At 64.1% G+C, this 24,796-nt stretch carries 22 protein-coding genes; 14 read left to right on the top strand and 8 right to left on the bottom strand.

The features are described from left to right. The first annotated feature begins 98 nt into the window (after positions 1-98). From ACELLULO517_RS02075 to ACELLULO517_RS02065, 3 genes are all read left to right on the top strand, one after another. A complete protein-coding gene (locus tag ACELLULO517_RS02075; protein WP_227305447.1) occupies positions 99-773 on the top strand; it encodes a hypothetical protein in 675 nt (224 codons plus the stop codon). Positions 774-895: 122 nt separating this feature from the next. After that, complete coding sequence (locus ACELLULO517_RS02070) at positions 896-1,501, top strand: TetR/AcrR family transcriptional regulator (RefSeq protein ID WP_227305446.1); 606 nt, start codon at positions 896-898, stop codon at positions 1,499-1,501. Positions 1,502-1,639: 138 nt separating this feature from the next. Then, on the top strand, positions 1,640-2,578 hold the full coding sequence (locus ACELLULO517_RS02065) for a YihY/virulence factor BrkB family protein (protein WP_227305445.1): 939 nt from the start codon (positions 1,640-1,642) through the stop codon (positions 2,576-2,578). Here the strand turns inward: ACELLULO517_RS02065 and ACELLULO517_RS02060 are convergent. Together ACELLULO517_RS02060 and ACELLULO517_RS02055 are read right to left on the bottom strand one after the other, a co-directional pair. Continuing rightward, on the bottom strand, positions 2,530-4,854 hold the full coding sequence (locus ACELLULO517_RS02060) for an FdhF/YdeP family oxidoreductase (RefSeq protein WP_227305444.1): 2,325 nt from the start codon (positions 4,852-4,854) through the stop codon (positions 2,530-2,532). The two genes, ACELLULO517_RS02065 and ACELLULO517_RS02060, sit on opposite strands and share 49 nt — an antisense overlap. A gap of 29 nt (positions 4,855-4,883) precedes the next feature. Continuing rightward, on the bottom strand, positions 4,884-5,783 hold the full coding sequence (locus ACELLULO517_RS02055) for a branched-chain amino acid aminotransferase (protein WP_227305443.1): 900 nt from the start codon (positions 5,781-5,783) through the stop codon (positions 4,884-4,886). Between the two features lie 144 nt (positions 5,784-5,927). On the opposite strand from ACELLULO517_RS02055, the gene ACELLULO517_RS02050 reads away from it, so the two are divergent. From ACELLULO517_RS02050 to ACELLULO517_RS02040, 3 genes are read left to right on the top strand one after another with little or no spacing between them, the layout of a single operon-like run. Beyond that, positions 5,928-6,419, top strand: coding sequence for a MarR family winged helix-turn-helix transcriptional regulator (locus ACELLULO517_RS02050; RefSeq protein WP_456304381.1), 492 nt, complete (start codon positions 5,928-5,930; stop codon positions 6,417-6,419). Positions 6,420-6,443: 24 nt separating this feature from the next. After that, positions 6,444-7,178, top strand: coding sequence for a response regulator (locus ACELLULO517_RS02045; RefSeq protein ID WP_227305441.1), 735 nt, complete (start codon positions 6,444-6,446; stop codon positions 7,176-7,178). A gap of 35 nt (positions 7,179-7,213) precedes the next feature. Further along, positions 7,214-8,536, top strand: coding sequence for an ATP-binding protein (locus tag ACELLULO517_RS02040; RefSeq protein WP_227305440.1), 1,323 nt, complete (start codon positions 7,214-7,216; stop codon positions 8,534-8,536). Between the two features lie 4 nt (positions 8,537-8,540). On the opposite strand, the gene ACELLULO517_RS02035 is transcribed toward ACELLULO517_RS02040, so the two are convergent. Continuing rightward, positions 8,541-9,065 (bottom strand): SRPBCC family protein, encoded by a 525-nt coding sequence (locus ACELLULO517_RS02035; RefSeq protein ID WP_227305439.1) that lies wholly within the window; start codon positions 9,063-9,065, stop codon positions 8,541-8,543. 245 nt (positions 9,066-9,310) lie between these two features. Between ACELLULO517_RS02035 and ACELLULO517_RS02030 the strand changes: the two genes are divergently transcribed. Further along, complete coding sequence (locus ACELLULO517_RS02030; RefSeq protein WP_227305436.1) at positions 9,311-9,508, top strand: DUF3311 domain-containing protein; 198 nt, start codon at positions 9,311-9,313, stop codon at positions 9,506-9,508. 13 nt (positions 9,509-9,521) lie between these two features. Continuing rightward, entirely contained in the window at positions 9,522-10,925 is a 1,404-nt protein-coding gene (locus ACELLULO517_RS02025; protein ID WP_227305434.1) for a sodium:solute symporter family protein, read from the top strand. Positions 10,926-10,929: 4 nt separating this feature from the next. On the opposite strand, the gene ACELLULO517_RS02020 is transcribed toward ACELLULO517_RS02025, so the two are convergent. Next, positions 10,930-12,432 carry an ATP-binding protein gene (locus ACELLULO517_RS02020; protein WP_227305432.1) on the bottom strand — a complete coding sequence of 501 codons (1,503 nt, stop codon included), beginning with the start codon at positions 12,430-12,432 and terminating at the stop codon, positions 10,930-10,932. Positions 12,433-12,469: 37 nt separating this feature from the next. Beyond that, positions 12,470-13,663 (bottom strand): BaiN/RdsA family NAD(P)/FAD-dependent oxidoreductase, encoded by a 1,194-nt coding sequence (locus ACELLULO517_RS02015; RefSeq protein ID WP_227305430.1) that lies wholly within the window; start codon positions 13,661-13,663, stop codon positions 12,470-12,472. A gap of 104 nt (positions 13,664-13,767) precedes the next feature. On the opposite strand from ACELLULO517_RS02015, the gene ACELLULO517_RS02010 reads away from it, so the two are divergent. From ACELLULO517_RS02010 to ACELLULO517_RS02000, 3 genes are all read left to right on the top strand, one after another. Further along, positions 13,768-14,544, top strand: a complete 777-nt coding sequence (locus ACELLULO517_RS02010) for a triose-phosphate isomerase family protein (RefSeq protein WP_227305428.1) — start codon at positions 13,768-13,770, stop codon at positions 14,542-14,544. Between the two features lie 106 nt (positions 14,545-14,650). Beyond that, positions 14,651-15,841, top strand: coding sequence for a 5-demethoxyubiquinol-8 5-hydroxylase UbiM (gene ubiM / locus ACELLULO517_RS02005; RefSeq protein WP_227305426.1), 1,191 nt, complete (start codon positions 14,651-14,653; stop codon positions 15,839-15,841). 87 nt (positions 15,842-15,928) lie between these two features. Further along, positions 15,929-16,492: a TetR/AcrR family transcriptional regulator gene (locus tag ACELLULO517_RS02000; RefSeq protein WP_227305424.1), complete on the top strand. Its 564-nt coding sequence runs from the start codon at positions 15,929-15,931 to the stop codon at positions 16,490-16,492. Positions 16,493-16,664: 172 nt separating this feature from the next. Here ACELLULO517_RS02000 and ACELLULO517_RS01995 read toward each other — a convergent pair whose 3' ends face one another. Further along, on the bottom strand, positions 16,665-17,012 hold the full coding sequence (locus tag ACELLULO517_RS01995; RefSeq protein WP_227305423.1) for a 4a-hydroxytetrahydrobiopterin dehydratase: 348 nt from the start codon (positions 17,010-17,012) through the stop codon (positions 16,665-16,667). Between the two features lie 232 nt (positions 17,013-17,244). On the opposite strand from ACELLULO517_RS01995, the gene gndA reads away from it, so the two are divergent. Continuing rightward, a complete protein-coding gene (gene gndA / locus ACELLULO517_RS01990) occupies positions 17,245-18,690 on the top strand; it encodes an NADP-dependent phosphogluconate dehydrogenase (protein ID WP_227305420.1) in 1,446 nt (481 codons plus the stop codon). A 123-nt stretch (positions 18,691-18,813) separates the two neighbouring features. After that, positions 18,814-20,193 (top strand): DHA2 family efflux MFS transporter permease subunit, encoded by a 1,380-nt coding sequence (locus ACELLULO517_RS01985; RefSeq protein WP_227305417.1) that lies wholly within the window; start codon positions 18,814-18,816, stop codon positions 20,191-20,193. Between the two features lie 286 nt (positions 20,194-20,479). On the opposite strand, the gene ACELLULO517_RS01980 is transcribed toward ACELLULO517_RS01985, so the two are convergent. Then, a complete protein-coding gene (locus ACELLULO517_RS01980; RefSeq protein WP_227305414.1) occupies positions 20,480-21,487 on the bottom strand; it encodes a hypothetical protein in 1,008 nt (335 codons plus the stop codon). Positions 21,488-22,006: 519 nt separating this feature from the next. On the opposite strand from ACELLULO517_RS01980, the gene ACELLULO517_RS01975 reads away from it, so the two are divergent. Continuing rightward, positions 22,007-23,392, top strand: coding sequence for an MATE family efflux transporter (locus tag ACELLULO517_RS01975; protein ID WP_227305412.1), 1,386 nt, complete (start codon positions 22,007-22,009; stop codon positions 23,390-23,392). A gap of 7 nt (positions 23,393-23,399) precedes the next feature. Here the strand turns inward: ACELLULO517_RS01975 and ACELLULO517_RS01970 are convergent, their stop codons facing one another. Continuing rightward, entirely contained in the window at positions 23,400-24,764 is a 1,365-nt protein-coding gene (locus tag ACELLULO517_RS01970) for a glycosyltransferase (RefSeq protein WP_227305409.1), read from the bottom strand. Positions 24,765-24,796: the final 32 nt, after the last annotated feature.

Below are 24,796 nucleotides of genomic sequence, written 5' to 3'. Positions count from 1 at the left end.
GCTCGCATCATCTTGACGGTGCATGACAGGAAATTTAGCTGGCCGCTAAGCTGCCGATAGCGCAATTGCCGTAGAGGTTGAGAAACGGACCGTAAGTAATGGATAATCCCGTCATGCAGCCTAGCCGCATCCTTCTCCTCGCTGGTGTCGTGATGGCAGGTGCAATCAGTCTTGCCGGCCTCGCCTATGCTGGGGACAGTGGCTTCAAGACGCTGCGTCTGCAGCTTCCCGGCGGACAGATCGCGCAGATCGAATTGTCCGACTCTGCGCAGCAGCAGACCGAACCCGCACCCGGTGCCGTGATGCCCGTGGCGTATTCGACGGACGCGATGGCCTCGCCCGCGGGCAATCCCTTCGCGCCGTCTTCCGCTCAAACCGATCCCTTTGCCCGGCTAGATCGCATTTCGGCGATGCTGGACCAACGGCAGGCCGCGATGATGCAGGCCATGCAGATCATGACGGGGCCGCATCTGCCCGGCATGCACACGCTGATGCCGGCCGGCAGCAACGGGGTGAGTTACACCTTCATCTCCATTGCGAACGGCGTCGGCGGTGGCTGCATGCAAAGCATCCAGATCACCAGCGCGGGTCAGGGTCTGGCCCCGCATGTGGTGCGGACCAGCGCCGGCAGCTGCGGCGGACCCCAGCACGGCACCGTGGCTGGCACGCCGGCCGTGAGCAGGATCACACGGCCCCCCGCCCTGCCAGCACCGGAACTCATCCGCGCGCGGGACGTTCGTCCCATCGCCGTGCCGCAGGCTTCGCAAACCTAAAACCCCACGGCCCACGGATCGCCGATGACGGCGACTCGTGAATTCTGCGGCCAATCCGGGAAGCCCTTGCGGGCTTTGTGCGCCTATTCCACCTTCCGACCGGTTTCGGGGATGGCGGCGTTTTGGAACTGGCGATTCGGAACGAGCGGGGCACGCGCGAGGGTCGCCGCCGCGATCTGGTGGAAGCGGCCATCGCCATCATCGCGCGTAACGGTCTTGCCGGCACCACGCTTGCGAAAGTCGCGGCCGGGGCCGGGCTGACCGCCGGTATCGTCAATCACCATTTCGATACCAAGGAAGCGCTCCTCGTCGAAACGCTACGGACTTTGTCCGAGGAATTTGCGCAAGGGTTGGAGACGGCACTTGCCGAAGCAGGCCAGGATGCGGAAGCCGCACTCGCTGGCATCATCGACCATAATTTCGATCCAGCCATTTCCGACGCAGCCCATGTAGCCGTGTGGTTCGCCTTTCAGGCGGAGGCGCCTTGGCGCGCCGCCTATACCGAAATCTGCGGCGACCGCGATGCGCTGTATATGGACGCCATTCGCGGTCGTTTTGCCCAGCTTGGCCTTGGTCCGGCCGATGCCGATGTGCAGGCGCGCGCCTTTGCCGGCCTGCTCGATCGCTACTGGCAGGATATCCTGTTTCTCGACGCCCGTTTCGACCGCCAGGCCGCGCGCGACGCCTGCCGGCGCTTCCTCGGCGCGGTGTTGCCGGTCAAAGTTTGATGATCAGGCGCGATCCGCCCGCCCCGCTTCGCTTCTTGCCTTGATCGACAGTCCTGGCCCCTCATCTCGGTTAAAGAACCATTCGCCGGGGTAGGGATTATGGGTTTTGCGTCTTCTGCCGTCACCAGGGTCAAGTCCATGGCCCCTTGGCAGATGGCCAAGGACACGATCATGAGCTTCATCGGGGACAATTGCCTCAGTCGGGGCGCGGCCATCGCCTATTTCACGATTTTCTCCCTGGCTCCCATTCTGGTCGTCATCATCGCCATCGCCGGTTTCGTTTTCGGTGAGGATGCGGCCCGCGGTGTGATCTTCGAGAAGCTGCACGGCATGATGGGCGCGGACGCGGCCGGCCTGGTGCAGTCGATGATCCAGAGCGCGGCCAACCGCCGCACCGGTCTCATTGCGACGATTTTTTCCATCGTCATGCTGTTGGTGACGGCCAGCGGCGTCTTTGGGGAATTGCAAACCTCTCTGAATGTGATCTGGAAAACCGATTCCTCGGCGCATGGCTCGGTTTCGAGACTGATCAGGGCAAGGGCGCAAAGCCTTGGTCTGGTCGTGACGCTCGGCTTCCTGCTGCTGGTCTCGCTCGCCATTACGGCTGCGATCGCGGCTGCCTGGCGGCGCATCAATCAGGTGGTGCCGGATGTCGGCTTCATGCTGCCGCTGATCAATATCGCCGTGTCATTCGTCTTCACGACGGTTCTGTTCGCTGCCGTCTACAAGGTATTGCCGGATAAGAAGCTTTATTGGCGGGACGTGCTCGTGGGCTCGGCCTTCACGGCCGTGCTCTATACGGTCGGCAAGGCCGGGATCGGGCTTTATATCGGCGGCAGCCACGTCTCCTCCTCCTACGGGGCGGCGGGCGCGCTCGTGATCCTGCTGCTCTGGGTCTATTATTCGGCGCAGATTTTCCTGCTCGGCGCCGAGTTCACCCAGGTCTATGCCAATCGCCATGGCAGCCAGGCAAAGGCGCGGCGGGCCTTCGGCGCCTGGAGCCAGGGCGCGCCGGTGGCTGCCAAGGATCAGGCGGCGCGGGTGACCGGGGTCAGCCGCACCGGCACGGATTTATAGCCCGGCGTTCCGCTATGCTTATCCTGATGGGATAGCGGGATCAGGATATTCGCCTCCGGGTAATAAGCACCGGCCGAGCCGCGCGGGATATCATAGGCGACGATGGTCAGGCGCTTCAGCACCGCACCCGGATAGGGCGTCTCACCTTGTTCCGGCTCTGCCGCCACATCCACAAGATCGCCCGCCTGCAGCCCTTGCGCGGCGAGATCATCGGCATTGAGGAAGACGACATCGCGGCGGCCGAAAATGCCGCGATAGCGATCGTCCAGCCCATAGATCGTGGTGTTGTACTGGTCATGGCTGCGCAGCGTCGTCAGTGTCAGCACCTTCGGATCGGTCAGCCGGGGATCTTCGTAGATGCCGGGGAACAGCCGGAACTCGGCCTTTCCCGACGACGTCAGCCACTTCCGTTCGGTCGGCGCCAGCGGCAGGCGGAAGCCGCCCGGTTCCTTGATGCGCGCGTTGAAATTTTTGAAGGCCGGAAACACGCCCTCGATCTTGTCGCGGATCAGATCGTAATTGGCGATCATGCCGTCCCAGTCGATGCCGTGCCGGTCGCCCAGCACCGCCTTGGCGATCCCCGCGACGATCGCGGGTTCCGAGCGGACCTCGGAGGAGGGCGGCGGCAGCCGGCCTGTCGAGGCATGGACCATGGACATGCTATCCTCGACCGTCACCGATTGCGCACCCCCGGCCTGGATATCGAGTTCCGTACGGCCGAGGCAGGGCAGAATGATGCTCTCCTGGCCCACCAAAAGATGCGACCGGTTCGGCTTGGTCGCGATATGCACGGCAAGGTCCAGCTTGCGCATGGCGGCGAAGGTCGTCAGCGGGTCGGACATGGCGACCGCCAGATTGCCGCCAAGGGCAACGAGCACCCTGGAATGGCCTTCGGCAATCGCTTCGATCGATTCGACCGCATCATGGCCCTTGGCCTCCGGCGGATCGAACCCGAAGGTGCGTTTGATGCCGGCGCGCAATGCGGCCGGTGCCTTCTCGTCGATGCCGACGGTGCGGTCGCCCTGCACATTCGAATGGCCGCGCAACGGGCAGATGCCGGCGCCCGGCCGACCGAAATTGCCGCGCATCAGCAGAAGATTGGCGATCTGCTGCACATTCTCGGTGCCGCGACGATGCTGCGTGACGCCCATGCCGTAGCAGACGATGACGGATTTGGCCGTGCAATAGACCTGCGCCGTATCCTCAAGAACCTGCCGCGTGAGGCCGGAGACTGCCTCGATATCGGCCCAGTCGGTCGTTTCCAGATCCGAGCGCAAAGCCTCGAACCCGTTGGTGTGTTCGGCGATGAAAGCGCGGTCCAGCTTACCGGTGCCGCCTGCCGCGATATCGGCCGCGTCCAGCGCCAGCACGGCCTTCATGACGCCCTTCAGCGCTGCAGCGTCACCACCGACCTTCAGCTGATGATAGGCGCTGGCGATGGGGGTGGAGCTGAAGGTTGCCATCTCCACCGGATCCTGCGGGGAGGCGAAACGTTCCAGCGCGCGTTCCTTCAGCGGATTGAAGACGATGATCGGGGCGCCGCGCTTCGCGGCCTCGCGCAGCGTCGTCATCATGCGCGGATGATTGGTGCCAGGGTTATGACCGATCGAGAGGATCGCGTCGGCATGGTCGAAATCTTCCAGGCTGACGGTGCCTTTGCCGATCCCGATCGATTGCGGCAGGCCGACGCTCGTCGCCTCGTGGCACATGTTGGAGCAGTCGGGGAAGTTGTTGGTACCATAGGCGCGAACGAAGAGCTGGTACAGGAACGCCGCCTCGTTCGATGCGCGGCCGGAGGTATAGAACTCGGCCATATTCGGGTCGGGCAGGGCGTTCAGCACCAAGGCGATTTTCGCGAAAGCCGCCTCCCAGCTGATCTCGACATAGGTGTCGCTGGCAGCGTCATAGGTCATCGGATGCGTCAGCCGGCCGAGATTCTCGATATCGCGGTCGGTCCAGGTCAGCAGGTCGGCGACCTTGTGCTGGGCGAACACAGCCGGCGTGGCGCGTTTCTTGGTCGCTTCCCAGGACACGGCCTTGGCGCCGTTTTCGCAGAATTCGAAGGTCGAGGTGTGTTTCGGGTCAGGCCAGGCGCAGCCGGGGCAATCGAACCCCTTGGGCTGATTGTTGCGCAGCAGCAGCTTGCCGCCCGAGACGGTATCCATCTGCTCGCGCAGCGCCTTCGCGACGGCGCGCAGCGCGCCCCAGCCGCCGGCCGGCCCGTCATAGGGCTCGATACCCGCGGATGAACCCTTTTCGACCAAGTTTTCGCTCATCCGGGGCTCCTCATGGCTAGGGCGTCTCGCTAGGCGGCGAGAGCGGCGACCTGCTGCGGCGACATCTGAACCAGTGCCTCGTAATCGCGCAAGAGACGCTCGGTGATCGGACCCGGCGTAAAGTTCAGATCGCCGATTTGTCGCACAGGTGTGACCTCGGCGGCGGTGCCGGCCAGGAAGACTTCGCTCGCCCGGCCGATTTCGTCCGGCAGAATTGCGCGTTCCACGACCTGGATCTGGTGGCGGCGGGCGATGCCCATCACCGTGCGGCGGGTGATGCCGTCCAGGAAGCAATCGGGTGTCGGCGTATGCAATGCGCCGTCCATGACGAAGAACACATTGGCCCCCGTCGCTTCCGCCACCTGGCCGCGCCAGTCCAACATCAGCGCATCATCGAAACCGTCATCCTCGGCCTTATGCTTCGACATCGTGCCGATCATATAGAGGCCGGCGGCCTTGGATGCGGTGGGCGCCGTCTCCGGGTGCGGGCGCTTCCACGCTGCCCAAGCCAGACGCACGCCCTTCATACGGTCGGCGCCAAACAGGTTCGGCCAGGCCCAGACGGCGACGGCAAGGTTGATGCTGGTGAGCTTGGCGGAGACCGCCAGCTGCTCCGTGCCGCGCCAGGCGATGGGGCGGACATAGGCGTCCGTCAGGCCATTGGCTTCCAGCACGGCGTCACAGGCCTCGTCGATCTCTTCGACCGAATAGGGAATGTCGTAGCCGAGCAACTGGGCGGAGCGCTTCAGGCGCTCGGAATGCGCGCGGAGCTTGAAAATATGGCCGCCATAGGCGCGTTCGCCTTCGAAGACGGCGCTGCCGTAATGCAGGCCATGGCTGAGGACATGCAGCTTGGCATCGCGCCAGGGACGAAGGGACCCGTTCCACCAGATCATGCCATCGCGGTCATCGAAAGGAATGAGCGCCATTTTGGGTTATTTCCGAAATATTGTTGCGCGAAACAAGGTGGAGTTATGATCTCTATTCTTGTTAAGTCAATGAAGCTGCCTTAAACTGCCTGTATGTCAGCTATGCCCCCGAGCGCCCAATCTCCATCGAATGCAGGCGCAGGCTTGCTCTTTTTGAGGGAGGAGGAGCTGCGTTTGGCGCAGGACATGCTGTTCTTCGCCTATCGGGATTTTACCCATGCGGCGGACGAGGTGCTGGATGGGTTGGAGCTTGGCCGCGCCCATCATCGCGCGCTGCATTTCATCGCCCGCATGCCGGGGATGAGCGTATCCGACCTGCTCTCCATCCTCGGCATCACGAAACAGAGTTTGTCGCGTGTGCTGACGACACTGATCGAGCAGGGCTATGTCGTCCAGGCGCCCGGCCGGGTCGACCGGCGCCAGCGTCTGTTGAGCCTGACGGCCAAGGGCGCCGCGTTGGAGCGGCAGCTGTTCGAGCGGCAGCGCGATCTGTTGCTGCGGGCCTATCGCGATGCCGGCAGCACGGCGGTGGAGGGGTTCCGCCGCGTGTTGCGGGCTTTGACGGATGAGACGGGGCAGGCCCATCTTGCGGCGATGGAAGCGGCAGCGCGGGAGCTGCGCGCCCGATCCGCCTGAGCCAGACTTTCCCAAGGACCATCCATGAGCGGCAACGCCTCTACCCCGGCCGACGCGACCCTCAATGCCCATATTCTCGTCGTCGATGACGACGAGAAGTTGCGGCGCCTGCTGGTCCGCTATCTGACAGAGCGCGGATTCCGGGTGACGGCGGCAGAGGACGCGGCGCATGCCCGTGACAGCCTGCGCTCGCTCCGTCCGGACATCATGGTGCTTGATGTCACCATGCCCGGCGAAAGCGGGATCGAATTGGTCGATGATCTGCGCCGCAATGGCGACCCGGAACTGCCCGTGCTGCTGCTCACCGCGCGCGGTGCGCCGGAGGACCGCATCGCAGGGTTCGAGGCCGGGGCGGATGATTATCTTGGCAAGCCCTTCGACCCCTATGAGCTGGTGCTGCGTGTCCGCGCCCTGTTGCGACGTGCGGGCAGCGTCGCGAACTCACCCGCGATCGATATCGGCCCGATCCGGCTGGGAGAGGCGGAATTCGATCCAGCCCGGGGCGAGCTACGCAATGCGAGCGGTCCGATCCGTCTGACGGGTGGGGAGATCGCGCTGCTGACGGCGCTGGCCCGCAAGCCCAATGAAATCCTGTCGCGGGAGGAAATCGCCGAGGCGCTTGGCATGGACGAGCCCGGTGAGCGCGCCATCGACGTGCAGGTCACCCGGCTTCGCCGTAAGATCGAGCGCGACAGCCGCGAGCCGCGCTATCTCCATACCGTGCGCGGCCGGGGCTATGTGCTGAAGCCGGGTCTGTGAGCACGCGGCGCTCCGCATCGAAGGCCGTCTGAACCATGGCCTTTGAACGCGTCTTCCGGAAATTTCTGCCGCGCGGTCTGTTCGCCCGCAGCCTGCTGATCATCCTGCTGCCGGTGCTGCTGCTGGAGGCGGTGGTATTGCAGGTCTTCTACGGCAGCCATCTCAGCATCGTCTCGCGCCGCTTCGCCTTCAGCATCGCAGGCGAAATCGCCTTCACGCTGGATCAGCTGGATCACAGCCCGGACCCGGCCCAGCAATGGCGCATTATGCATGACGTGCAGCAACAATTTCAGCTGGCCATGGCTTTCGATCCCGGCGCCAGGCTGCAGCATGGCAAAACCGTCAATATCTTCGGGCCGATGGATGATGATCTGTCCAGCGCCTTGGCCCAGCATCTCGGCAAGCCGTTCACGGCCGATTGGATATCGAACCCTGATTTCGTGATTGTCAGCGTGCAGCAGCAAAACGGCGTCGTGCACGTGGATATTCCGCGCAAACGCCTTTGGGCCGGTTCGCTGCTCATGTTCGCGTTTTGGGTTTTCGGCACGTCCGTGCTGTTGGTTGTCGTGGCGAGCCTGTTCCTGCGCATTCAGGTGCGCGGCATCCGCCGCCTGGCCAGGGCAGCGGAATCCTTCGGCATGGGGCGGGATCGCGGCCCGATCCGGCCTGAAGGCGCGCGGGAAGTGCGCCGGGCCGCGGTTGCCTTCAACCGCATGCAGGAGCGCATCAAACGCTTCCTGTCCCAGCGCACCGATATGCTCGCGGGGGTCAGCCACGATCTGCGCACGCCGCTGACACGGCTTCGTCTGACGCTCGCCATGCTGCCGAAGACGCCTGAGCTTCAGCCCGATATCGTGGATATGACGACGGATGTCGAAGAGATGGAGCGCATGATCAGCGGCTATCTCGCCTTCGCGCGGGGCGAGGGCGAGGAGAAGACCGAGATCACCAATCTCTCGGCACTGCTCGAAGAGGTAGTCGGAGGCGCCCGCCGCGCCGGGGCGCGCATCACGCTGCACGGCCGGCAGGATCTTGTGCTGCTCCTCCGCCCCGACGCGATCCGCCGAGCGCTCGCCAATCTGGTCGATAACGCCCGCCGACATGCGCCGCATGTCGCCGTGGGCGTCGCCTATCTCTCCGCCAATATGGTGGAAGTGACGGTCGATGATGACGGGCCGGGTATTGCGCCCGACCGGCTGGAGGCGGTCTTCCGTCCGTTCGAGAGCGGGGAGGCAAGCGGCGGCCATGGTCTGGGCCTGACCATCGCGCGCGATATCGTGCGTGCCCACGGGGGAGAGATCGTGCTCTCCCGCAGTCCGCTGGGTGGGCTGCGGGCGGGGGTCCGCTTGCCGGTCTGAGGCGTTACTGTCCCTTCGCCTTGCGCGCTGCGCCGATGAGACCGTTCAGCCAGTCCTGATGGCCGTTGATCATAGGGTTGGGGCTGGCCTCGGCCAGTGCGCGTGCCGGCTTGCCCTGCTGAGTTTCCTGCGTCAGCACGCGCACGCGGCCGCCGGACAGATCCTCGATCAACCAGGCGTGGTGAACGTCCAGACGGTTTTCCGCATCGCTGTCCTCGCCGACCCAGCCGTGCCAGGCGATGCGGCCGGGCCGGCCTTCCGCTGGCGGCAGATATTCCGTGCAGCGCGCTTCGACCGGAAAGCCGAAGGTCTTGAAGCGGAAGCGCAGATTTTCTTCCAGATGCGGGCCTTTTCCGCCGTCGAATGCGATATCGGCGGCATTGGCATAGTAGCGCGGCCATAGCGGAGCTTCGCTGAGCCAAGGCCATATCTCAGCCGCGCTCAGCCCTGCGACGATGACCTCATTCGATGCAAAATTATCGGAGAAGCCGGGGATAAAGCCCTCGGGCCAGATGATCTCGTTTGCCATCTTTTCGTTCCATTGCCAGCCTGCCGGGTGCAGGCCGATGACCCAAAGCTATGATTGCTGGCTAGACATAACGCCAATCGGCAATTTTGATTTGTGGTATCGATTGGCGCGATATCACTGACGCCATCGGCCTGACCCGGGGATCCCTCCTTTTGCCGCCGTATCACTCAGTTGTGTCCGCACCAAAACCAGAAACGGCAGTGATCTTGCTTGAACGAAAAGCTTGAGACCGAGGAGGCTTTGCCGTGTTGAGAGTTGTGATCGGATTGGTCATTCCCTTTATCGCCGTGGCGCTGATGGTGCCGCTGGCAAATGAGGTCTCCTGGACCTTGTGGAATATCCCCTTCCTCTACCTTTGGATGTTCGCCTGGTTCATTCTGACGGCAATCTGCCTCGCCATCTGCTGGTTCTGTTTCGACCGCCATCGCCCCGATAGCGTTTGAGGGAGATCACACAATGGCAAGCATCGTCTTTCTGATCGTCATCGCGCTCTCCCTGGTCATGGCATTCGCTGCGGTCCGTGGGCACAACGTGCTTGATCTCCGCGAATATCTCGTCGCCTCACGCCAGTTCGGCAGCGCGCTGTTCTTCTTTCTGGCGGCGGGCGAAATCTACAGCCTCGGCACGATGCTGGGCCTGCCCGGCGGCATTTATGCCAAGGGGCCGAGCTTCGCCATCTGGTTCATGGGTTACATTCTCCTCGCCTATCCGATCGGGTATTTCCTCAATCCCTGGATCTGGCGCGCGGGCAAAATCTACAATGCGCTGACCTTGCCGGACCTGTTCAAAAGCCATTTCAACAGCCGCGCGCTTGAGCTGACGGTCACCATTACCGCCATCATCTTCCTGATCCCCTGGGGGCAATTGCAGTTCACCGGCCTGATCCTGGCGCTGCATGTGCTGGGTTGGCAGTTCAACCCATTGATCCTGACGCTGATCTCGGCGGGGCTTGCTTTCGCCTATATCGCGGCATCCGGCATTCGCGCGCCGGCCATGGTCTCGATCATCAAGGACACGCTGCTGGTCCTGTCGCTGGTCGTCATCGGCGTCGCCGCGACGTCATCTGACAGCGTCAGCCATATCTTCCAGGTCGCCAGCCAGCATGTGCGCAATCACATGACCCCGGCGGAGGATCGCTTCTCGGTCACCACCATCATCTTTCAGGCAATGGGCTTCTACGTCTTTCCCTTCTCCATCCCGAATATCTTCACGGCGCGGAGCGAGCAGACCATCCGCCGCACGCAGATCGTGATGCCGCTCTATATGCTGATGTTTCCGTTTCTGGTCGTCGCGTCCTATTTCGCGATTGGGCAAAATTACAAGCTTGGTTCACCCAACCAGGCGCTGCTGACGACGGCAGTGCACCTTTTGCCGAGTTGGCTGCTGGGGCTGGTCGCATCAGGCGCGGCCTTGTCTGGTCTTGTCGTGCTGGCCGGTATCTGCCTGGCCATCGGGCCCTTGGTCTCGCGCAATCTGCTCGGCCATCTGGATGAGCCGCGTCAGCGCAGCGGTGCCAAGATCGTCATCGTCGTCTATCTGGCGTTGTCGATCATTTTTACGCTTCTCACGCCGTCACTCATGCTGACTTTGGTGAATACGGCGTATTTCGGCATTACCCAGTTCTTTCCGGGCATCATCGCCATCATCTTCTTCCGTCGGGCCAATCCGCTGGCCATCATGGCCGGCATCCTCTGCGCCGATGTCCTGGCAATCCTGTTTTACGTCGAGCATGTCCATCTCGACGGGTTCAACACCGGCTTCGTCTGCCTGCTGATCAATGTGGCGATCATCGTCGTCGGCAGCGCGCTTCTGCCGAACAAACGCGTGCTCACGCCCGTCTCGCAGCAGGCGGTAAGCTGACGGGTCAACCCGCCAGGGCGGCATCCGCATTCGGGTCACCGGGTGCGGTCGCCCAGGCAAGCTCGACCAGCGTCACGATGCGCCGGCCGATGCCGTCCGTCTGGCAGACGATCAGCCCCTGCTCCTCCATATAGGTCAGCAGGCGCCGCGCGCGGCTGAGGGACCTTGTGCCATAGGCGCGGGCGAGGGCAGGGTCGCCAGGACAAGCGGCGCCTTCGCGCGCGGCACCGGCAATCATCATGAAAATGCCCTGCATATCTTCGGGTAGGACGGAGGCGCGGGCCGAGACATCCTGCCACACCGCATCCTCAGCCATGTCCGCGCTGATACCGGCGCGGGCGCGGGTCAGCATGCGGCGAAAGGCCGATAGATCCGGCGCACCGGCGCCCAATCCTTCGATGCGGCAGCGGACCAGAAAATCCTGATACAACACGCCGATGGCCCGGAAACCGGCCTCGGGGTCGGCCAGGATGGCGCGCAGGATACCGTCCAGCCGGGCTCGGCGCGCGGCGATTTCCTCGGAACTGGGTGGTACGACCTCGACCTCCCGTGCTGCTTCGGTCGCCGCCGGTTTCGCGGCCATCAGCTGGCTGAGCAGATCGGGCGGCGGCGGCGCGGGCGCGCGGCGCATGGCGGCGCGCATCGCCTCAGGCGGCGGGGCGGCCAGAATGACGGCGGCCGCGTCTTCCAACGCAGCATTCGGCATCGGCATCAGCCGCGGCGTCGCATTGCGCGGCGCGGTTTCGGTGTCCCCAATGCGCAGGGATAAAGGCCGGCGCGACAAAGCCGGGCCCAACGCCATGAAATGGCCCCGCTCCAGATCGCGGAATCCTTCGGCCTGACGACGCTCCATGCCCAGCAGATCGGCGGCGCGCGCCATGTCGATATCCAGAAAGGTGCGGCCCATCAGGAAGTTGGAGGCCTCGGCCGCGACATTCTTGGCGAGCTTGGCCAGACGCTGGGTCGCGATGATCCCGGCGAGGCCACGCTTGCGGCCGCGGCACATCAGGTTGGTCATGGCGCCGAGGGAGAGTTTCCGGGCCTCGTCCGACACCTCACCCGCGACGGCGGGGGCGAAAAGCTGCGCCTCGTCCACCACGACCAGCATGGGATACCAATGGTCGCGGGAGACATCGAACAAGCCGCCCAGGAAGGCCGCCGCCCGGCGCATCTGGTTCTCAGCGTCCAGCCCTTCCAGGTTGAGGACGGTCGAGACGCGATGCATGCGCGCGCGCTCCCCGGCCAGTTGCAGTCCGTGTTCGGTATGCGCTTCGGCGTCGATCACCAGATGACCGAAGCGATCGGCCAGCGTCACGAAATCGCCTTCCGGGTCGATCACCGCCTGCTGCACCCAAGGCGCGCTCTGCTCCATCAACCGGCGCAGAAGGTGGGACTTGCCGGAGCCGGAATTGCCCTGCACCAGAAGCCGGGTCGCCAGCAGTTCTTCCAGGTCCATGACCGCAGGGGCATTGGCCGCCGTCTGGCCCATCTCGATCGCTATCGTCATGACTCGGTCAGGCGCCTCCTTGGCGGAGTGGGGATTATCAACCCGGCTTCCGCCAGTCGAGCATTCCCTGGCCTGCGGCAAAGCCTGTTGCGAAGCTCGCCTGTAGCAGATAGCCGCCCGTGGGCGCGTCCCAGTCCAGCATCTCCCCCGCCACGAATACGCCGGGCAACTGCTTCAGCATGAAACGGCCGTCGATCTCATCCCAGCTGACGCCGCCGGCGGTGGAGATGGCGCGGCCCAGCCCTTCGGTGCCGGTGACCGTCAGCGGCAGATGCTTGATGAGATGGGCGAGCGGGCCAGGATCGCGCGGCAGATCGCGGCTCACCTCCCGCAACAGGCTGATGGCATTGGGGGCGAGTGCCAGACAGCGCTTCAACCCCGTGGACAGGCTGTCACGCGGGCGGATCTGCCGCAGCTTTTCCGCCAAGGCCGGCTCGCTCAGCTCAGGCCGCAGGTCGATGGCGACCTCGACTTTGCCGCCTGAAGCGGTCGCTTCATGCAGGGCGCTGGTCAGGGGATAGACCAGCCCGCCCTCCATGCCATATGTGCTGATTATACCATCGCCCCGGGAGACCCGATCCTGCCACCGCATTGCGACCGATTTCAGCGGTGTACCCGCGAATTTCTCGCGGAAATGCTCGGTCCAGCCGATGCGCAGCCCTGCATTGGCGGGTCGCAGCGGGGTAGTGGGAATACCGTTTTCCGCCAGAACGGCGGTCCAATGGCCGTCGCTGCCAAGCTTCGGCCAGGACGCGCCGCCGAGCGCCAGCACCACGCCCTCGGCGCGCAGAGGCTCCGCGCCCTCGAACAGCAGCGCGCCGTCATCGGCGAAACCAAGCCAGCGTTGACGGAGACGGAAGGTGACGCCAAGGGTCGCCAGCCGCTGCAACCAGGCGCGCAGAAGCGGACTTGCCTTCATCGCCTTCGGGAAGACGCGGCCGCTGGAGCCTACGAACAGGGTCTGGCCCAGTCCTTCCGCCCAGATGCGCAGCCTCTCCGGCGGATAGGCCCGCACGGCGTCGATCAACTGCGGCGATGCGTCAGAGCCATAGCGGTTCAGGAAATTCGGAAGAATTTCGGAATGAGTGAGGTTAAGGCCGCCGCGCCCGGCCAGCAGGAATTTGCGGCCGACCGACGGCATCTGGTCGAAGACCGTCACGGCTTCGCCGGCTTGCGCCAGGGTTTCGGCGGCCATCAAGCCGGCCGGTCCGGCGCCGATGACGGCAATCATAGCCTGTCCAATCCCGTTATGCGGGGATATCGGTGGGCGGAATCACGAGCAACGGAATGCGGATGGAAAGACTTCATCCGTGCATAGACGACAGAGAGGCCAAGATGCGCAAACCCATGGTTGGTACCGGCTGGAAGATGAACCACGGTCCGGCGGCCGCTTTGACCTATGCGGCGCGGCTGCGCGCGCTTCTGGCTGAGCAGAAAACGGCGGGGCTGGATATTTTCGTGCTGCCGCCCTTCGTCTCGCTTTCGGCGGCCTCGGCCGGCTTCGCAGGCTCACCTGTGCAGACCGGCGGGCAGAATATCCATTGGGATGAGGCCGGCTCCTGGACCGGTGAAATCTCGGCGCCGATGCTGAAGGAAGTCGGCTGCCGCTATGCCGAACTCGCCCATTCCGAGCGTTTGCAGCATTTCGGTGAGACCTATGAACGCGTGCGTCTCAAGGTCGATGCCGCCTTGGCCGCTGATCTCACGCCCATCCTCTGCCTGGGTGAAAGTGCCGAGGATAAGCGCCTTGGCACCTCCGACGACACGCTGCGCTATCAGGTGATGACGGCGCTTGCCGGGCAGACGCCTGCGACCATTCCGGGCGTCGTGCTGGCCTATGAGCCGCGCTGGGCGATCGGCCAGTCGGACGCCGCCCCGCCGGATTATGTGGCCGAACGCCATGCCGGGCTGCGCGCCTTGCTGGTCGATCTCTGGGGCGAGAAGACGGCGGAGGACACGCGCATCATCTATGGCGGCTCGGTGTCCCAGACCAACGGCGCCGGCCTCATCAGCCTGCCCAATGTCGATGGGCTCTTCATCGGCCGGTCGGCCTGGACGCCGGAAGGCTTCGCCGCCATGGTCCGCATCGTGGCGGATGCCAAGCTCGCCTGATATAGGCGGCCATGCGTCGGCGGCCCGCATCCCTGAGGGCCGCCCCGCATTATAGTGAGACAAGAGGTCGGGTGGCTTGCCACCCGCATTCGGGGAGTGTGCTGCCTTGTATGACGTCGCGATCATCGGTGCTGGGCCGGTCGGGCTCGCTTTCGCCCAAAGCCTCGCGGGCCAGGGCTTCCGCATTGCGATCGTCGAGCGTCAGCCGGAGAGTGTGCTCGCCGATCCGCCCTTCGATGGGCGGGAAATCGCGCTGACCCACCATTCCCGCCATGTGCTGGAAAGTCTGGGCGCCTGGGACGAAATTCCGGGAGCATCCATCTCTCCGCTGCGTCGCGCGCAGGTGATGAACGGTCGTGCGCCCCATGCGCTGACCTTCAGTCCCCCGAAGGAGACGAGCGACCAGCCGCTGGGCTTCCTTGTCCCCAATCACCTCATTCGCGGCGCTTTGTTCAAGCGCTTCAAACAAGCCGAGGGCATTGCCCTTCTCTCAGGCACGGCGCTCGAAAAGCTGACCGTAATGCGGGAGTTTGCCACCCTGCGTCTGGCTGATGGCGAGACGATCACGGCGAAGTTGGCCGTTGCCGCCGACACCCGGTTTTCACAGTCGCGGAAAAGCCAGGGCATCGGCGCCATTACGCATGACTTCAAGCGGTCGATGATGGTCTGCCGCATGGCGCATGAGGCGCCGCATCATGAGACGGCGGTCGAATGGTTCGATTACGGGCAGACGGCCGCCCTTCTTCCTGTTAACGGCCAGATTTCGTCCGTCGTCATCACCCGCAGCGCGACCGACATTGCCAAGCTGATGGCGATGGAGGCTGGCGCGTTCGAGGCCGAGATGGAGCGCAGCCTTGCCCGGCGGAAGCTGGGCAACCTGCGCCTCCTCAGCACGCGCCATGCCTACCCGCTGGTCGCGACCTTCGCCCATCGCTTCGTGGGCCAGCGGTTTGCGCTCATCGGCGACGCGGCGGTCGGCATGCATCCCGTCACCGCCCATGGCTTCAATCTCGGCCTTTCGGGTGCCGCCATTCTGGCGGGTGAGCTGAAATCGGCCGGCGTCGATGCCGGTCTGGCGGGCGCGTTGCGGGCTTATGAATCCCGTCATCGCCGCGCCAGTTTCCCGCTATTCGCCGGCACGAATGCCATCGCCACGCTCTACAGCAAGGAAGACGTGCCGGCGCGGATCGCGCGCCACGCCATCATCGGCCTTGGCACTGTCCTGCCGCCGGCACGCCGGGCGATCGCTGCCATGCTGACCGACAAGCGCGGCGGGGGGCTCGCGACCGCGCTTTAGGGACAGATCGACTTGCTCAGGTGCTGAAACTTGTCCCACCAATGCCTATCTGCCATGTGATAGATAGATCTGCGGTAAGGCTAAACCATGAGTATGAGCGCCAAGGAAGCGATCCTGGCGGCTGCCAAAGACGCTGCTAAGGCTTATGGCTATGGCGGCCTGAATTTCCGCGATATCGCGGCGACAGTCGGCATCAAGGCCGCCAGCATCCATTACCATTTCCCGAGCAAGGCCGATCTCGGCGAAGCGGTTGCCAAGCGCTATTGGGAGGATACGGCGGTCGAGCTGGAGGCGATCTCAGCCGCCAGTCCGGACCCGATGCAGGCCCTGCACCGCTATCCCGAGATTTTCCGGACGTCGCTCGCGAACGATAATCGGATCTGTCTCGGCAGTTTCATGGCCGCCGAATATGACGAGCTTCCGGAAGCGGTGCGGAAGGAGGTTCAGTCCTTCGCCGACGTCAACGTCGCCTGGCTGAGCAAGCGACTGACCGAGGCCTCCATCGTTCGCGCCGAGAACAGCGAGGATAGGGCCCGCGCTATATATGCCGCTGTCGCCGGCGCTCAGATCGTGGCGCGGAGTCGCGCGGATATCGCGCTCTTCGATCAGTTGATCGACAGCTACCGTATCGCCGGTCTTCTGCCCGCCTAGAGTCCGTCAGGTTTAGGTGGAAACGACCCCTTGCCCCGTCATGGCCGGGCTTGACCCGGTCATCCAGTCCTTGGGCGCCCCAACGAATGGATGCCCGGCTCTGGGGCCGGGCATGACGATATCAGGGACAAGCTTCAGTTAAAATCAGACAAACTCTAGCGCGAGAGCAGCCTCAGCCGGCGCTCTTCGCTAGCGGCAAGGCGTCGATCTTGGCGGCGAGCACGAAATCCGCGCGCTGCAAGCCGCCGATGGCATGGGTATGCAGCGCGATCGTCGCGTAACCCCAGCCGAAGGCGATATCGGGGTGATGCCCGGCGCCTTCGGCCGTCGCGCCGATATGGACGATGAAGGCTAGGGTCGTCGCGAAATCCGGGAATTTGAAATCGCGCGCGATCTGGGTGGCATCCGCGTTTAGCCGCCACCCGGCCAGTTCGCGCAGCAAGGCCTCGGCCTCCTCACGCGGTAAGGGCGGCACGCCGCCGCGGCAGGGTATGCAATTCTCTTTCGCGAGGTCGGACAATTTTCTTCCCCTTGTCATGTCTGAGCCAGACCGTGGGCGACCGCAGGCCCTGTCCAATCACGATATCCGAAGACAGCGATCCTATCCGCCGATGTACTATGCGGCGGCACCCCCTGGCATCTGAGCGCCAGCGCGGTAGGCTGTCTCCATACCAAATCCGCGCGCTAAGGCCCCCACAGACGGGGCGCCCTTGCGCGGCAAAAAGCCTGATCCCAAGGGAGAGTAGCGAAAGATGTCTAACCAATCTGCGACCGGTAGCGCCGATATCGGCGTCCTCGGCCTGGCCGTCATGGGCGCCAACCTCGCCCGCAACGCGGCGCGCAAGGGTTTCGGCGTTGCGGTCTTCAACCGCAATCACGAACGCACCGACAAACTGATCGCCGAACACGGCTCGGAAGGCCGCTTCTTTCCGTCGCATGCGATCGAGGATTTCGTGGCCTCACTGGCCAAGCCCCGCGCCGTCATCATCATGGTCAAGGCCGGCAAGCCGGTCGATGACATGATCGAGGATCTGATCGCCCAGCTGGAGCCGGACGACATCATCATCGACGGCGGCAACTCGCTCTATACCGACACTGCCCGCCGCTTTAAGCGCTGCGAGGATGCCAATATCCGCTTCATCGGCATGGGCGTGTCGGGCGGTGAGGAAGGCGCGCTGGAAGGCCCGTCCATGATGCCGGGCGGCGACCGCGCGGCCTATGAGCGCATCGCGCCGATCGTCACCAAGATGGCGGTTTCGGTCGATGGCGTGCCCTGCTGCACCTATATCGGTTCGGACGGCGCCGGCCATTACGTGAAAATGGTTCATAACGGTATTGAATATGCCGATATGCAGCTGATCACTGAGGCCTATGACCTCATGAAGACGCTGTACGGCCTCGACGCGACCGCCATGAGCGACATCTTCACCGACTGGAAGGCAGGCGATCTCGACAGCTATCTGATCGAAATCACGGCTGCCGTCCTCCGCAAGACCGACAGCACCGGCAAGCCGCTGGTCGACAGCATTGTGGACGAAGCCGAGCAGAAGGGCACGGGTCGCTGGACGGCGCAGAATGCGCTGGAACTCGGCGTGCCTGTCACCGCGATCACCGAGGCCGTCTTCGCCCGTGCGCTGTCCGGTCGTCGCGCCATGCGGGGCGAGGCCGAGAAGAAACTGCCGCATGCGGCGGTCGCCACGCGCCATCCTGACCGGGCCGAGATCGACGCCATCCGCGACGCGCTCTACGCCTCCAAGATCGTGGCCTATGCCCAGGGTTTCGAGCAGATGGCGGTCGCTTCCGCCCAATACGGCTGGGATCTGAAACTGGGCGATATGGCGACCATCTGGCGCGGCGGCTGCATCATCCGTGCCCGCTTCCTCAATCGCATCAAGGAAGCCTATGACCGTGACGCCAATCTCTCGAACCTGCTGCTGGACGATTATTTCCGTGACGCCGTGGTGAAGGCGGAAGACGCCTGGCGTCGCGTCATCGTGCTGGCCGTGCAGAACGGTGTCGCTGTGCCGGCCTTCTCCTCCGCGCTCGCCTATTACGACGGTCTGCGCCGGGCGCGTGGCCCGGCCAACCTTCTGCAGGGTCTGCGCGACTATTTCGGCGCCCATACCTATCGGCGTCTCGATAAGGACGGCAGCTTCCACACCCGTTGGAGCCAGGACGGGACTGAGGTGGAGGCCTAAAGGTTGCTGGCGGCGCTCCGCAGTCTTTTTGCGGCGCGCAGCCGCCTGACATCGCAGGATGATCCGGGCAAGAAACCCGGATCATCGCGGTCGCGGAGACAGGGTCTTCCGCGGGATATGCGCATGGCGGCGCTGATCGTCGCCAGCGCGCTCTTCATGCAGAATCTCGATTCGACGGTGGTAGCGACGGCATTGCCGACGATGGCGAAAGCCTTCGACGTCTCGCCGGTGACGATGAATATCGCCATCACCTCCTACCTCGTCAGTCTGGCGGCCTTCATTCCAGCCAGCGGCTGGGTCGCGGATCGCTACGGCGCCCGCGCAGTATTTCGCGCCGCCATCATCGTGTTCACGCTGGCCTCGGTGCTCTGCGGCGTATCCCAGTCATTGGCGATGCTCGTCGCTGCGCGCATCCTGCAAGGCCTGGGCGGGGCCATGATGGTGCCGGTCGGCCGGCTGCTGCTGTTGCGGCGCGTCGGCAAGACCAATCTGGTTGCCGCCATGTCCTGGCTCACCATGCCCGCCCTGCTCGGTCCCGTTATCGGGCCGCCGGTCGGCGGGTTCCTGGTGACGACGCTGTCCTGGCACTGGATTTTCGACATCAATATCCCGATCGGCATCGTGGGCGTCTTGCTCGTCACGCGGTTCATCCGGGAGGATGAGCGGACGGACCCCGGCCAGTTCGACTTCGTCGGCCAGATCCTAGCGGGCATCGGCATGGCCGGGCTGATCATGGGATTATCGTCCTTTGGTCGTGGCGCCTTGCCGCCGTCCGCGGCCGTGGTACTGACGGTCGTCGGCGCCCTCGGCGCTTTGGGCTATGTCCTGCACGCCCGCCACCACGCCCATCCGCTGCTCGACCTCACCCTCATGCGCGTGCCGACTTTCGCGGTCTCCGTCTATGCGGGCTCGCTGTTTCGCATCGGCATCGGTGCCATGCCCTTCCTGTTGCCGCTGATGCTGCAGTTGGGCTTCGGATTCAGCGCGTTTCAGAGCGGCCTGATCACCTTCATCAGCGCGGCCGGGGCGCTGGTGACGAAACCGGTCGCAAGGCCCATGTTGCAACGGTTCGGCTTTCGCAGCGTGCTGTCGGTCAATGCAGGGATTTCGGCGGTGGTCCTTGGGCTCACAGCCACCTTTCGCCCAGGCTGGCCGATCATCGCGATCTATGCCGTATTGCTGATCGGGGGCGTGTTCCGCTCCCTGCAATTCACGGCCTACAACACTATCGCCTATGCCGATATCAGCCCGGAACGGATGAGCCGGGCGACGAGTTTCTACAGTACATTGCAGCAGCTATCGATCACCCTGGGTGTCACCGTCGGCGCGGCCGCGCTGGCCGTGTCAGGCGCTATCGCCGGCAAGCCGCATCCCCGGCTCGCGGATTTCTCGGTCGCCTTTGTCGTGGTCGCCCTTTTCATGGTGCCGGCAGCGCTGCTGGCGCTGCGCCTGCCGGCATCAGCGGGCGACGAAATGTCCGGTCACGCGACCGCGCGGCGTTAGAGTCTGTCAGGTTTTAATAGATAATTTGTCATCCGCGCACTTGTTGCGCGGGCTACGCGCCCCGGACCTACCCGCCGCGGCGCCCAGCCGGCCGATTGCTTGCTGCGTCGGGTAGATGCGCGGGTCGGGGTGCGGCCGGCTAGGCCCGCGCACGACAGATTTTTTGGCGTTTCCAACTAAACCTGACAGACTCTAGGGCTTGTCTGCCCAGGCCAGACGGTCGGCGAGGCGCGGCCAGCGAGGCTCCTATCAAAACCGGGCCGCCCGTCAATCCCCGGAGCGCTGCTCAGGGCTGCGGGTGATCAGCCAGGAAGCCGCGCAGCTTGCCGATGGAAAGACCGGTCAGGGACAACACCTGCGTCAGATTGTCCTGCTGCCCCATATCCTTTGGGTCGATCGTCTTGCCTGGCGGCAGAGCGAAGCTTTGCTCCGCACCCGCGACAAGCTTGCTGCCCGGCATTGCGGCGAAGCAGGAAATGACGACCTTCTGCAAGCGCTTGGGATGAAAGCGGAGGCAGTCGATGGTGACGGGTGTGGGCTTGCTGCCCTGCGGCCCTTCATCGGTCGCGGAGGCCGTCGAAAAGAAGCCCGCGCCGTGCGGCTCCCGCAGGAAGCTCGCCTGATCGTCGGCGGCGAGCGAGACATAGCTGGCGGCGGCAGCGGCGGTCGGGAAGATGCGATAGTACAGCCTTGCGTCTCCGGGAATTGCCTGGGGGTCGGGCAGGGCCGTGATATTCGTGTAGATGGCCTTTTTCGGTGCATGGCTCTGCACGGATTGAATCTGCACCGGATTGCCCTGGACAGTCAGCGGTTGGCCGGCGAGTGCGCTGATCTGGTCGGGCAAGGGGCCAGCGGGAATCGTCGCGGCGTTGCCGGGGGCATTTGCGGCCGTGTTCAGCGCGGCGGCAAAAGGCGCCTGATCGGCGCAACGTTCCTTCAGCACCATGGAAGCGCCGTTCGACCAGGCGACCGCCTGATCGGAAAGGGCGAAGGCGAAGGTGCCGCTCTGCTTGCCGTCGCTGAGGGTGATGCCGTCACCGCTCACCGTGAAGGACAGCGCCGTCGCGCCGTCGGGTGCGCCGGGATTGATGACCGTACCATCGGCCCGGAAGATCGCGACATCGCCGGTGCAGCTGCTATCCGATCCCCAGGCGCCGATGAGGCCGGGCGGCACGGCCGCGGGTGGGGCCGCCGGCGTCGTCGCCGTATTCGTCTGCGCCAGGGCGGCAAAGGGCGAGAGGGCTGTCGCCGCGAGCAGGCAGGCGGCGACAAGGGTCGGGCGGACAAGCAGCATATTCTCTCCCAGAGCAGATCCCGTCAGATGGACTCATCTGGCCGGGTGAAGATGCTCGCAAAACAATGATCTAGAGCGGCGCCTGTGAGCCTAGGCGAACAGGAAACGCTTTAGCCGAAGCGGCATAAGCGTGAAGCCTTAGCCCGATCCGCCCGACAGCCCAAATCGCGCGGTCGTGAGGGGCGCCGACTGGTTTGTATGGGCAGGGCAGCCCCCGTGCCGCGCGTATTGCCGCCCAAGGCATCGATACGCTATTGAAAAATTGTTCAACTTTGGAAACGGCGGAGGGTCACAGATGGATAGCTACATCGAAGCCGATCACCGCCGATCCTTTGGAACCATGCGTCATCCGACCGCCGATTGGCCCGTACGCGGCTGAGGACTTTGTCCTCGGATCTATGATCCCCGGCTGACGCATCTCAGGCCCAGAGCGCTTCGCTTCGCGAAATCGCTTCTGCCGAGGCTTTCATGGTTTGCCAGCGTCCCATCCGAACGCTGGGTTGAACGACAGGTTACCCAATGACGACCGATATTTTGCGCGCCCCGAAGGCGCGGCCTTTTGCCCGCGAGGTGGGGACGCTCGTCCTCCTCGCGCTGCCGCTTATCCTGGGGCAGCTCTTCGGCATCGGCACCGATGTCATCCTCTCCATGGTCGGCGGCCATATGGGTGCGACCGTCATGGCTTCGGTCGCGCTGGGCAGCAGCCTTTGGATCGTCGTCTTCATGGCGGTGATCGGCCTCATGATGTCGAGCCAGCCCGCTATCTCCAGGCTCCATGGCGCGGGCCGGGAGCATGAGGCCGGGCATGTCTTCGCCCAGGCGCTGCTGCTCGGCCTCGGCTTCGGCACGCTCGGCGGTATCGTGCTTGCGGTTGCCGGCCCCCTTTTCGCGACGCTGATGCATCTGCCGCCTGCGGTGCTGCCGGGTATCTCCGCCTTCCTGCACGGCGCTGCCTTCTCGGTCCCCGCGCTTGGTATCGTCGCGGCCTGCCGCGGTCTTTCGGAAGGCTTGTCCATGACCCGGCCGACCATGCTGGTGGGCGGCGCCGGGCTCGCTTTCCTGGTGCCGGCCGCCTGGTTGCTGATGGAAGGTGCCCACCTGCCCGGGCTCGGTTTCGTCGGCGGCTATGGGCCGATGGGCGCGGGGATCGCCATCTCCTTCGTGCTGGCGATGGAAGCGCTGTTCTATCTGCTCTGGGTCGGGCTTTCGGGCCGCTATCCGATGGTGGAATGGACGGCGGAGGCCTTTCGCATCGATCCCGCCGTGATCAGCCGCCTGATCCGCGTCGGCGCGCCGATTGCGGTCGCGATCGTCATGGAAGTCTGCATGTTCTCGGTCGCAACCCTCATGGTCGGTCAATTCGGCGCAGTGGCCGTTGCGGGACACCAGGTCGCGCTGATGACCTCGGCCGTGTTTTTCATGGTGCCGCTCGGTCTGTCGCTCGCCGTCACGGTGCGAGTCGGCCGTGCCGTCGGCGCCCGCGACAAGCCTGCGATCCTGCGCGCCGGACTCGCGGGTTTCATCGTCATGCTCTGCACCCAGACCTGCAGCGGGCTTTGCATGGAGTTGCTGCCGCATGCGATCACCGGCGCCTTCACCGATATACCGGCGGTCGCGGCCCTCGGCGCGTCGCTTCTGGTGCTGGCGGGTTTCTTTCAATTCGCGGACGGCACGCAGGCGGTTGCCATGGCGGCGCTGCGTGGCCTGGAAGATACGCGCGTGCCAATGCTGTTGGCGGTGCTTGCCTATTGGCTCTGCGGCATTCCGCTCGGCGCGGCCTTCGCCTTCGGCCTGCATATGGGCGTGCGCGGCGTCTGGTTCGGTCTCATGAGTGGGCTGACCTTGGCAGCCCTGATGCTGACCCTGCGCTTCTTTTGGAAGACCGGCGCCTTGTCCCGGCGCTGACGCGTGGTCAGCGCCGGGTAGGCTTGCCGGGCTTTGCCTTGGCCGGCCGCGCCTGGACTTGTTTTGTCTGGGCCGGCTTTGCCAGGACGTGTTTTGTCTGGGCGGGCCGCGCCTTCGCTTTGACCGGGACTGCTGGCGGCTCCACCGGTTGGCCGGTCATGCGTTCGATCAGGCCGGCATAGGCGCGCAGATAAGCATCGCGGTCGAGATTGGCCTCGGCCCAGGCGCGGGCGTTATGGCGCAGGCGCTCGGCAAGCTTCGGCTCCTCCAGCATCCGCAGAATGCTGGAGGCCAACTTTCCGGGTTCCAGGAAGGGTGTCAGCAGGCCGGTTTCTTCATGCTTGATAAATTCCGTCACCGGCGCGGTATCGCTGCCGATGATGGCGCAGCCGATCGCCATGGCTTCACGGAGCGACCAGGAGGCGACAAAGGGATAGCTGAAATAGACATGCGCGTCAGACCGGCGCAGCAATGCCACATGGGTGTCGTAGGGCACCTGGCCCATAAAATGGATCCGGTCGAGGTCGAGCTTTCCCGCCATCTCGCGCATCAGGAATTCGCGCCAGCTCGACCCGTCTTCGGGCATTGCGCCATAGCCCTGCTGCTCGAAACCCACGAAGCTGACATGGACGTCCGACCTTGCCGCTTGCAGTGCCGGCAGGGCGCGCAGAAGAATATGGAAGCCGCGATAGGGTTCCAGATTGCGCGCGACGAAAGTGACAAGCTTGTCGCGCGCGCCGAGTTGCACGCCGTTGGGCAAGGTCATGCGGCGGCTGGCGCGTGGTGGTGCCGGGCTGCAAGTTTCCAGATCCACGCCTTCCGGCAGCAGCGTGATCTGTTGTCTGCCCCATTCGGGATAAGTGCCAAGCTGCCATTGGGTCGGAGATTGCCCTTCCGCACCGGGCAGCGACAAGGCGAGCAGATTGACGGCATTCTTTGTCCGTACCATCGGCTTGCGGCTTTCGGACATAGGGAATTCCGGATCGAATTCGACGTCCTGCCCAACGAGATTATAGAAGAACTCGAAATAGCCCAGGATCGGCACGCCTGGGAAAACATCGGGCATGTTCAGAAGTTCGCCCCAGCCGTGATGGCCGATGATGATGTCCGGCTTGAATCCCAGCGCTTTAATCTGGCGGGCAGCGGTCGCCGCCGCTTCCGCGCGGCGGATGGCGAGTTCGAATTCGCGGGCATGTTCGTGAATGCGGGCGTCCGAGGCGCGCGGGGAGACGTACGCGATCTTGCGCACATTCGCCATGTGGTTGGCATTCGGTTCGGAGAGAAAGGCGACGTCGTGCTGACGGTCAGTCAGATACCGAACGATATGTAGATACTGACCGGGGAAATTCTGGTGAACGAAAAGAAAGCGCAACGACGCCAGTCCTATTCCCGATCCTATTGCAC

The organism is Acidisoma cellulosilyticum (assembly GCF_020621385.1).
GTDB lineage: Bacteria > Pseudomonadota > Alphaproteobacteria > Acetobacterales > Acetobacteraceae > Acidisoma > Acidisoma cellulosilyticum.
Note: the sequence above shows the minus strand (reverse complement) of the source record. Positions and strands in the feature narration are given on the sequence as shown.

Bases quoted from the DNA above. Each gene is read 5' to 3' on its own strand.
- ACELLULO517_RS02040 (WP_227305440.1), top strand. From the start codon at position 7,214: ATGGCCTTTGAACGCGTCTTCCGGAAATTTCTGCCGCGCGGTCTGTTC.
- ACELLULO517_RS01975 (WP_227305412.1), top strand. From the start codon at position 22,007: ATGACGACCGATATTTTGCGCGCCCCGAAGGCGCGGCCTTTTGCCCGC.
- ACELLULO517_RS01980 (WP_227305414.1), bottom strand. From the start codon at position 21,487: ATGCTGCTTGTCCGCCCGACCCTTGTCGCCGCCTGCCTGCTCGCGGCG.
- ACELLULO517_RS02045 (WP_227305441.1), top strand. From the start codon at position 6,444: ATGAGCGGCAACGCCTCTACCCCGGCCGACGCGACCCTCAATGCCCAT.
- ACELLULO517_RS02015 (WP_227305430.1), bottom strand. From the start codon at position 13,663: ATGATTGCCGTCATCGGCGCCGGACCGGCCGGCTTGATGGCCGCCGAA.
- ACELLULO517_RS02020 (WP_227305432.1), bottom strand. From the start codon at position 12,432: ATGACGATAGCGATCGAGATGGGCCAGACGGCGGCCAATGCCCCTGCG.
- ACELLULO517_RS02065 (WP_227305445.1), top strand. From the start codon at position 1,640: ATGGCCCCTTGGCAGATGGCCAAGGACACGATCATGAGCTTCATCGGG.
- ACELLULO517_RS02075 (WP_227305447.1), top strand. From the start codon at position 99: ATGGATAATCCCGTCATGCAGCCTAGCCGCATCCTTCTCCTCGCTGGT.
- gndA (WP_227305420.1), top strand. From the start codon at position 17,245: ATGTCTAACCAATCTGCGACCGGTAGCGCCGATATCGGCGTCCTCGGC.
- ACELLULO517_RS02060 (WP_227305444.1), bottom strand. From the start codon at position 4,854: ATGAGCGAAAACTTGGTCGAAAAGGGTTCATCCGCGGGTATCGAGCCC.
- ACELLULO517_RS02010 (WP_227305428.1), top strand. From the start codon at position 13,768: ATGCGCAAACCCATGGTTGGTACCGGCTGGAAGATGAACCACGGTCCG.
- ACELLULO517_RS02055 (WP_227305443.1), bottom strand. From the start codon at position 5,783: ATGGCGCTCATTCCTTTCGATGACCGCGATGGCATGATCTGGTGGAAC.
- ACELLULO517_RS02025 (WP_227305434.1), top strand. From the start codon at position 9,522: ATGGCAAGCATCGTCTTTCTGATCGTCATCGCGCTCTCCCTGGTCATG.
- ACELLULO517_RS02035 (WP_227305439.1), bottom strand. From the start codon at position 9,065: ATGGCAAACGAGATCATCTGGCCCGAGGGCTTTATCCCCGGCTTCTCC.
- ACELLULO517_RS02000 (WP_227305424.1), top strand. From the start codon at position 15,929: ATGAGTATGAGCGCCAAGGAAGCGATCCTGGCGGCTGCCAAAGACGCT.
- ACELLULO517_RS01985 (WP_227305417.1), top strand. From the start codon at position 18,814: ATGGCGGCGCTGATCGTCGCCAGCGCGCTCTTCATGCAGAATCTCGAT.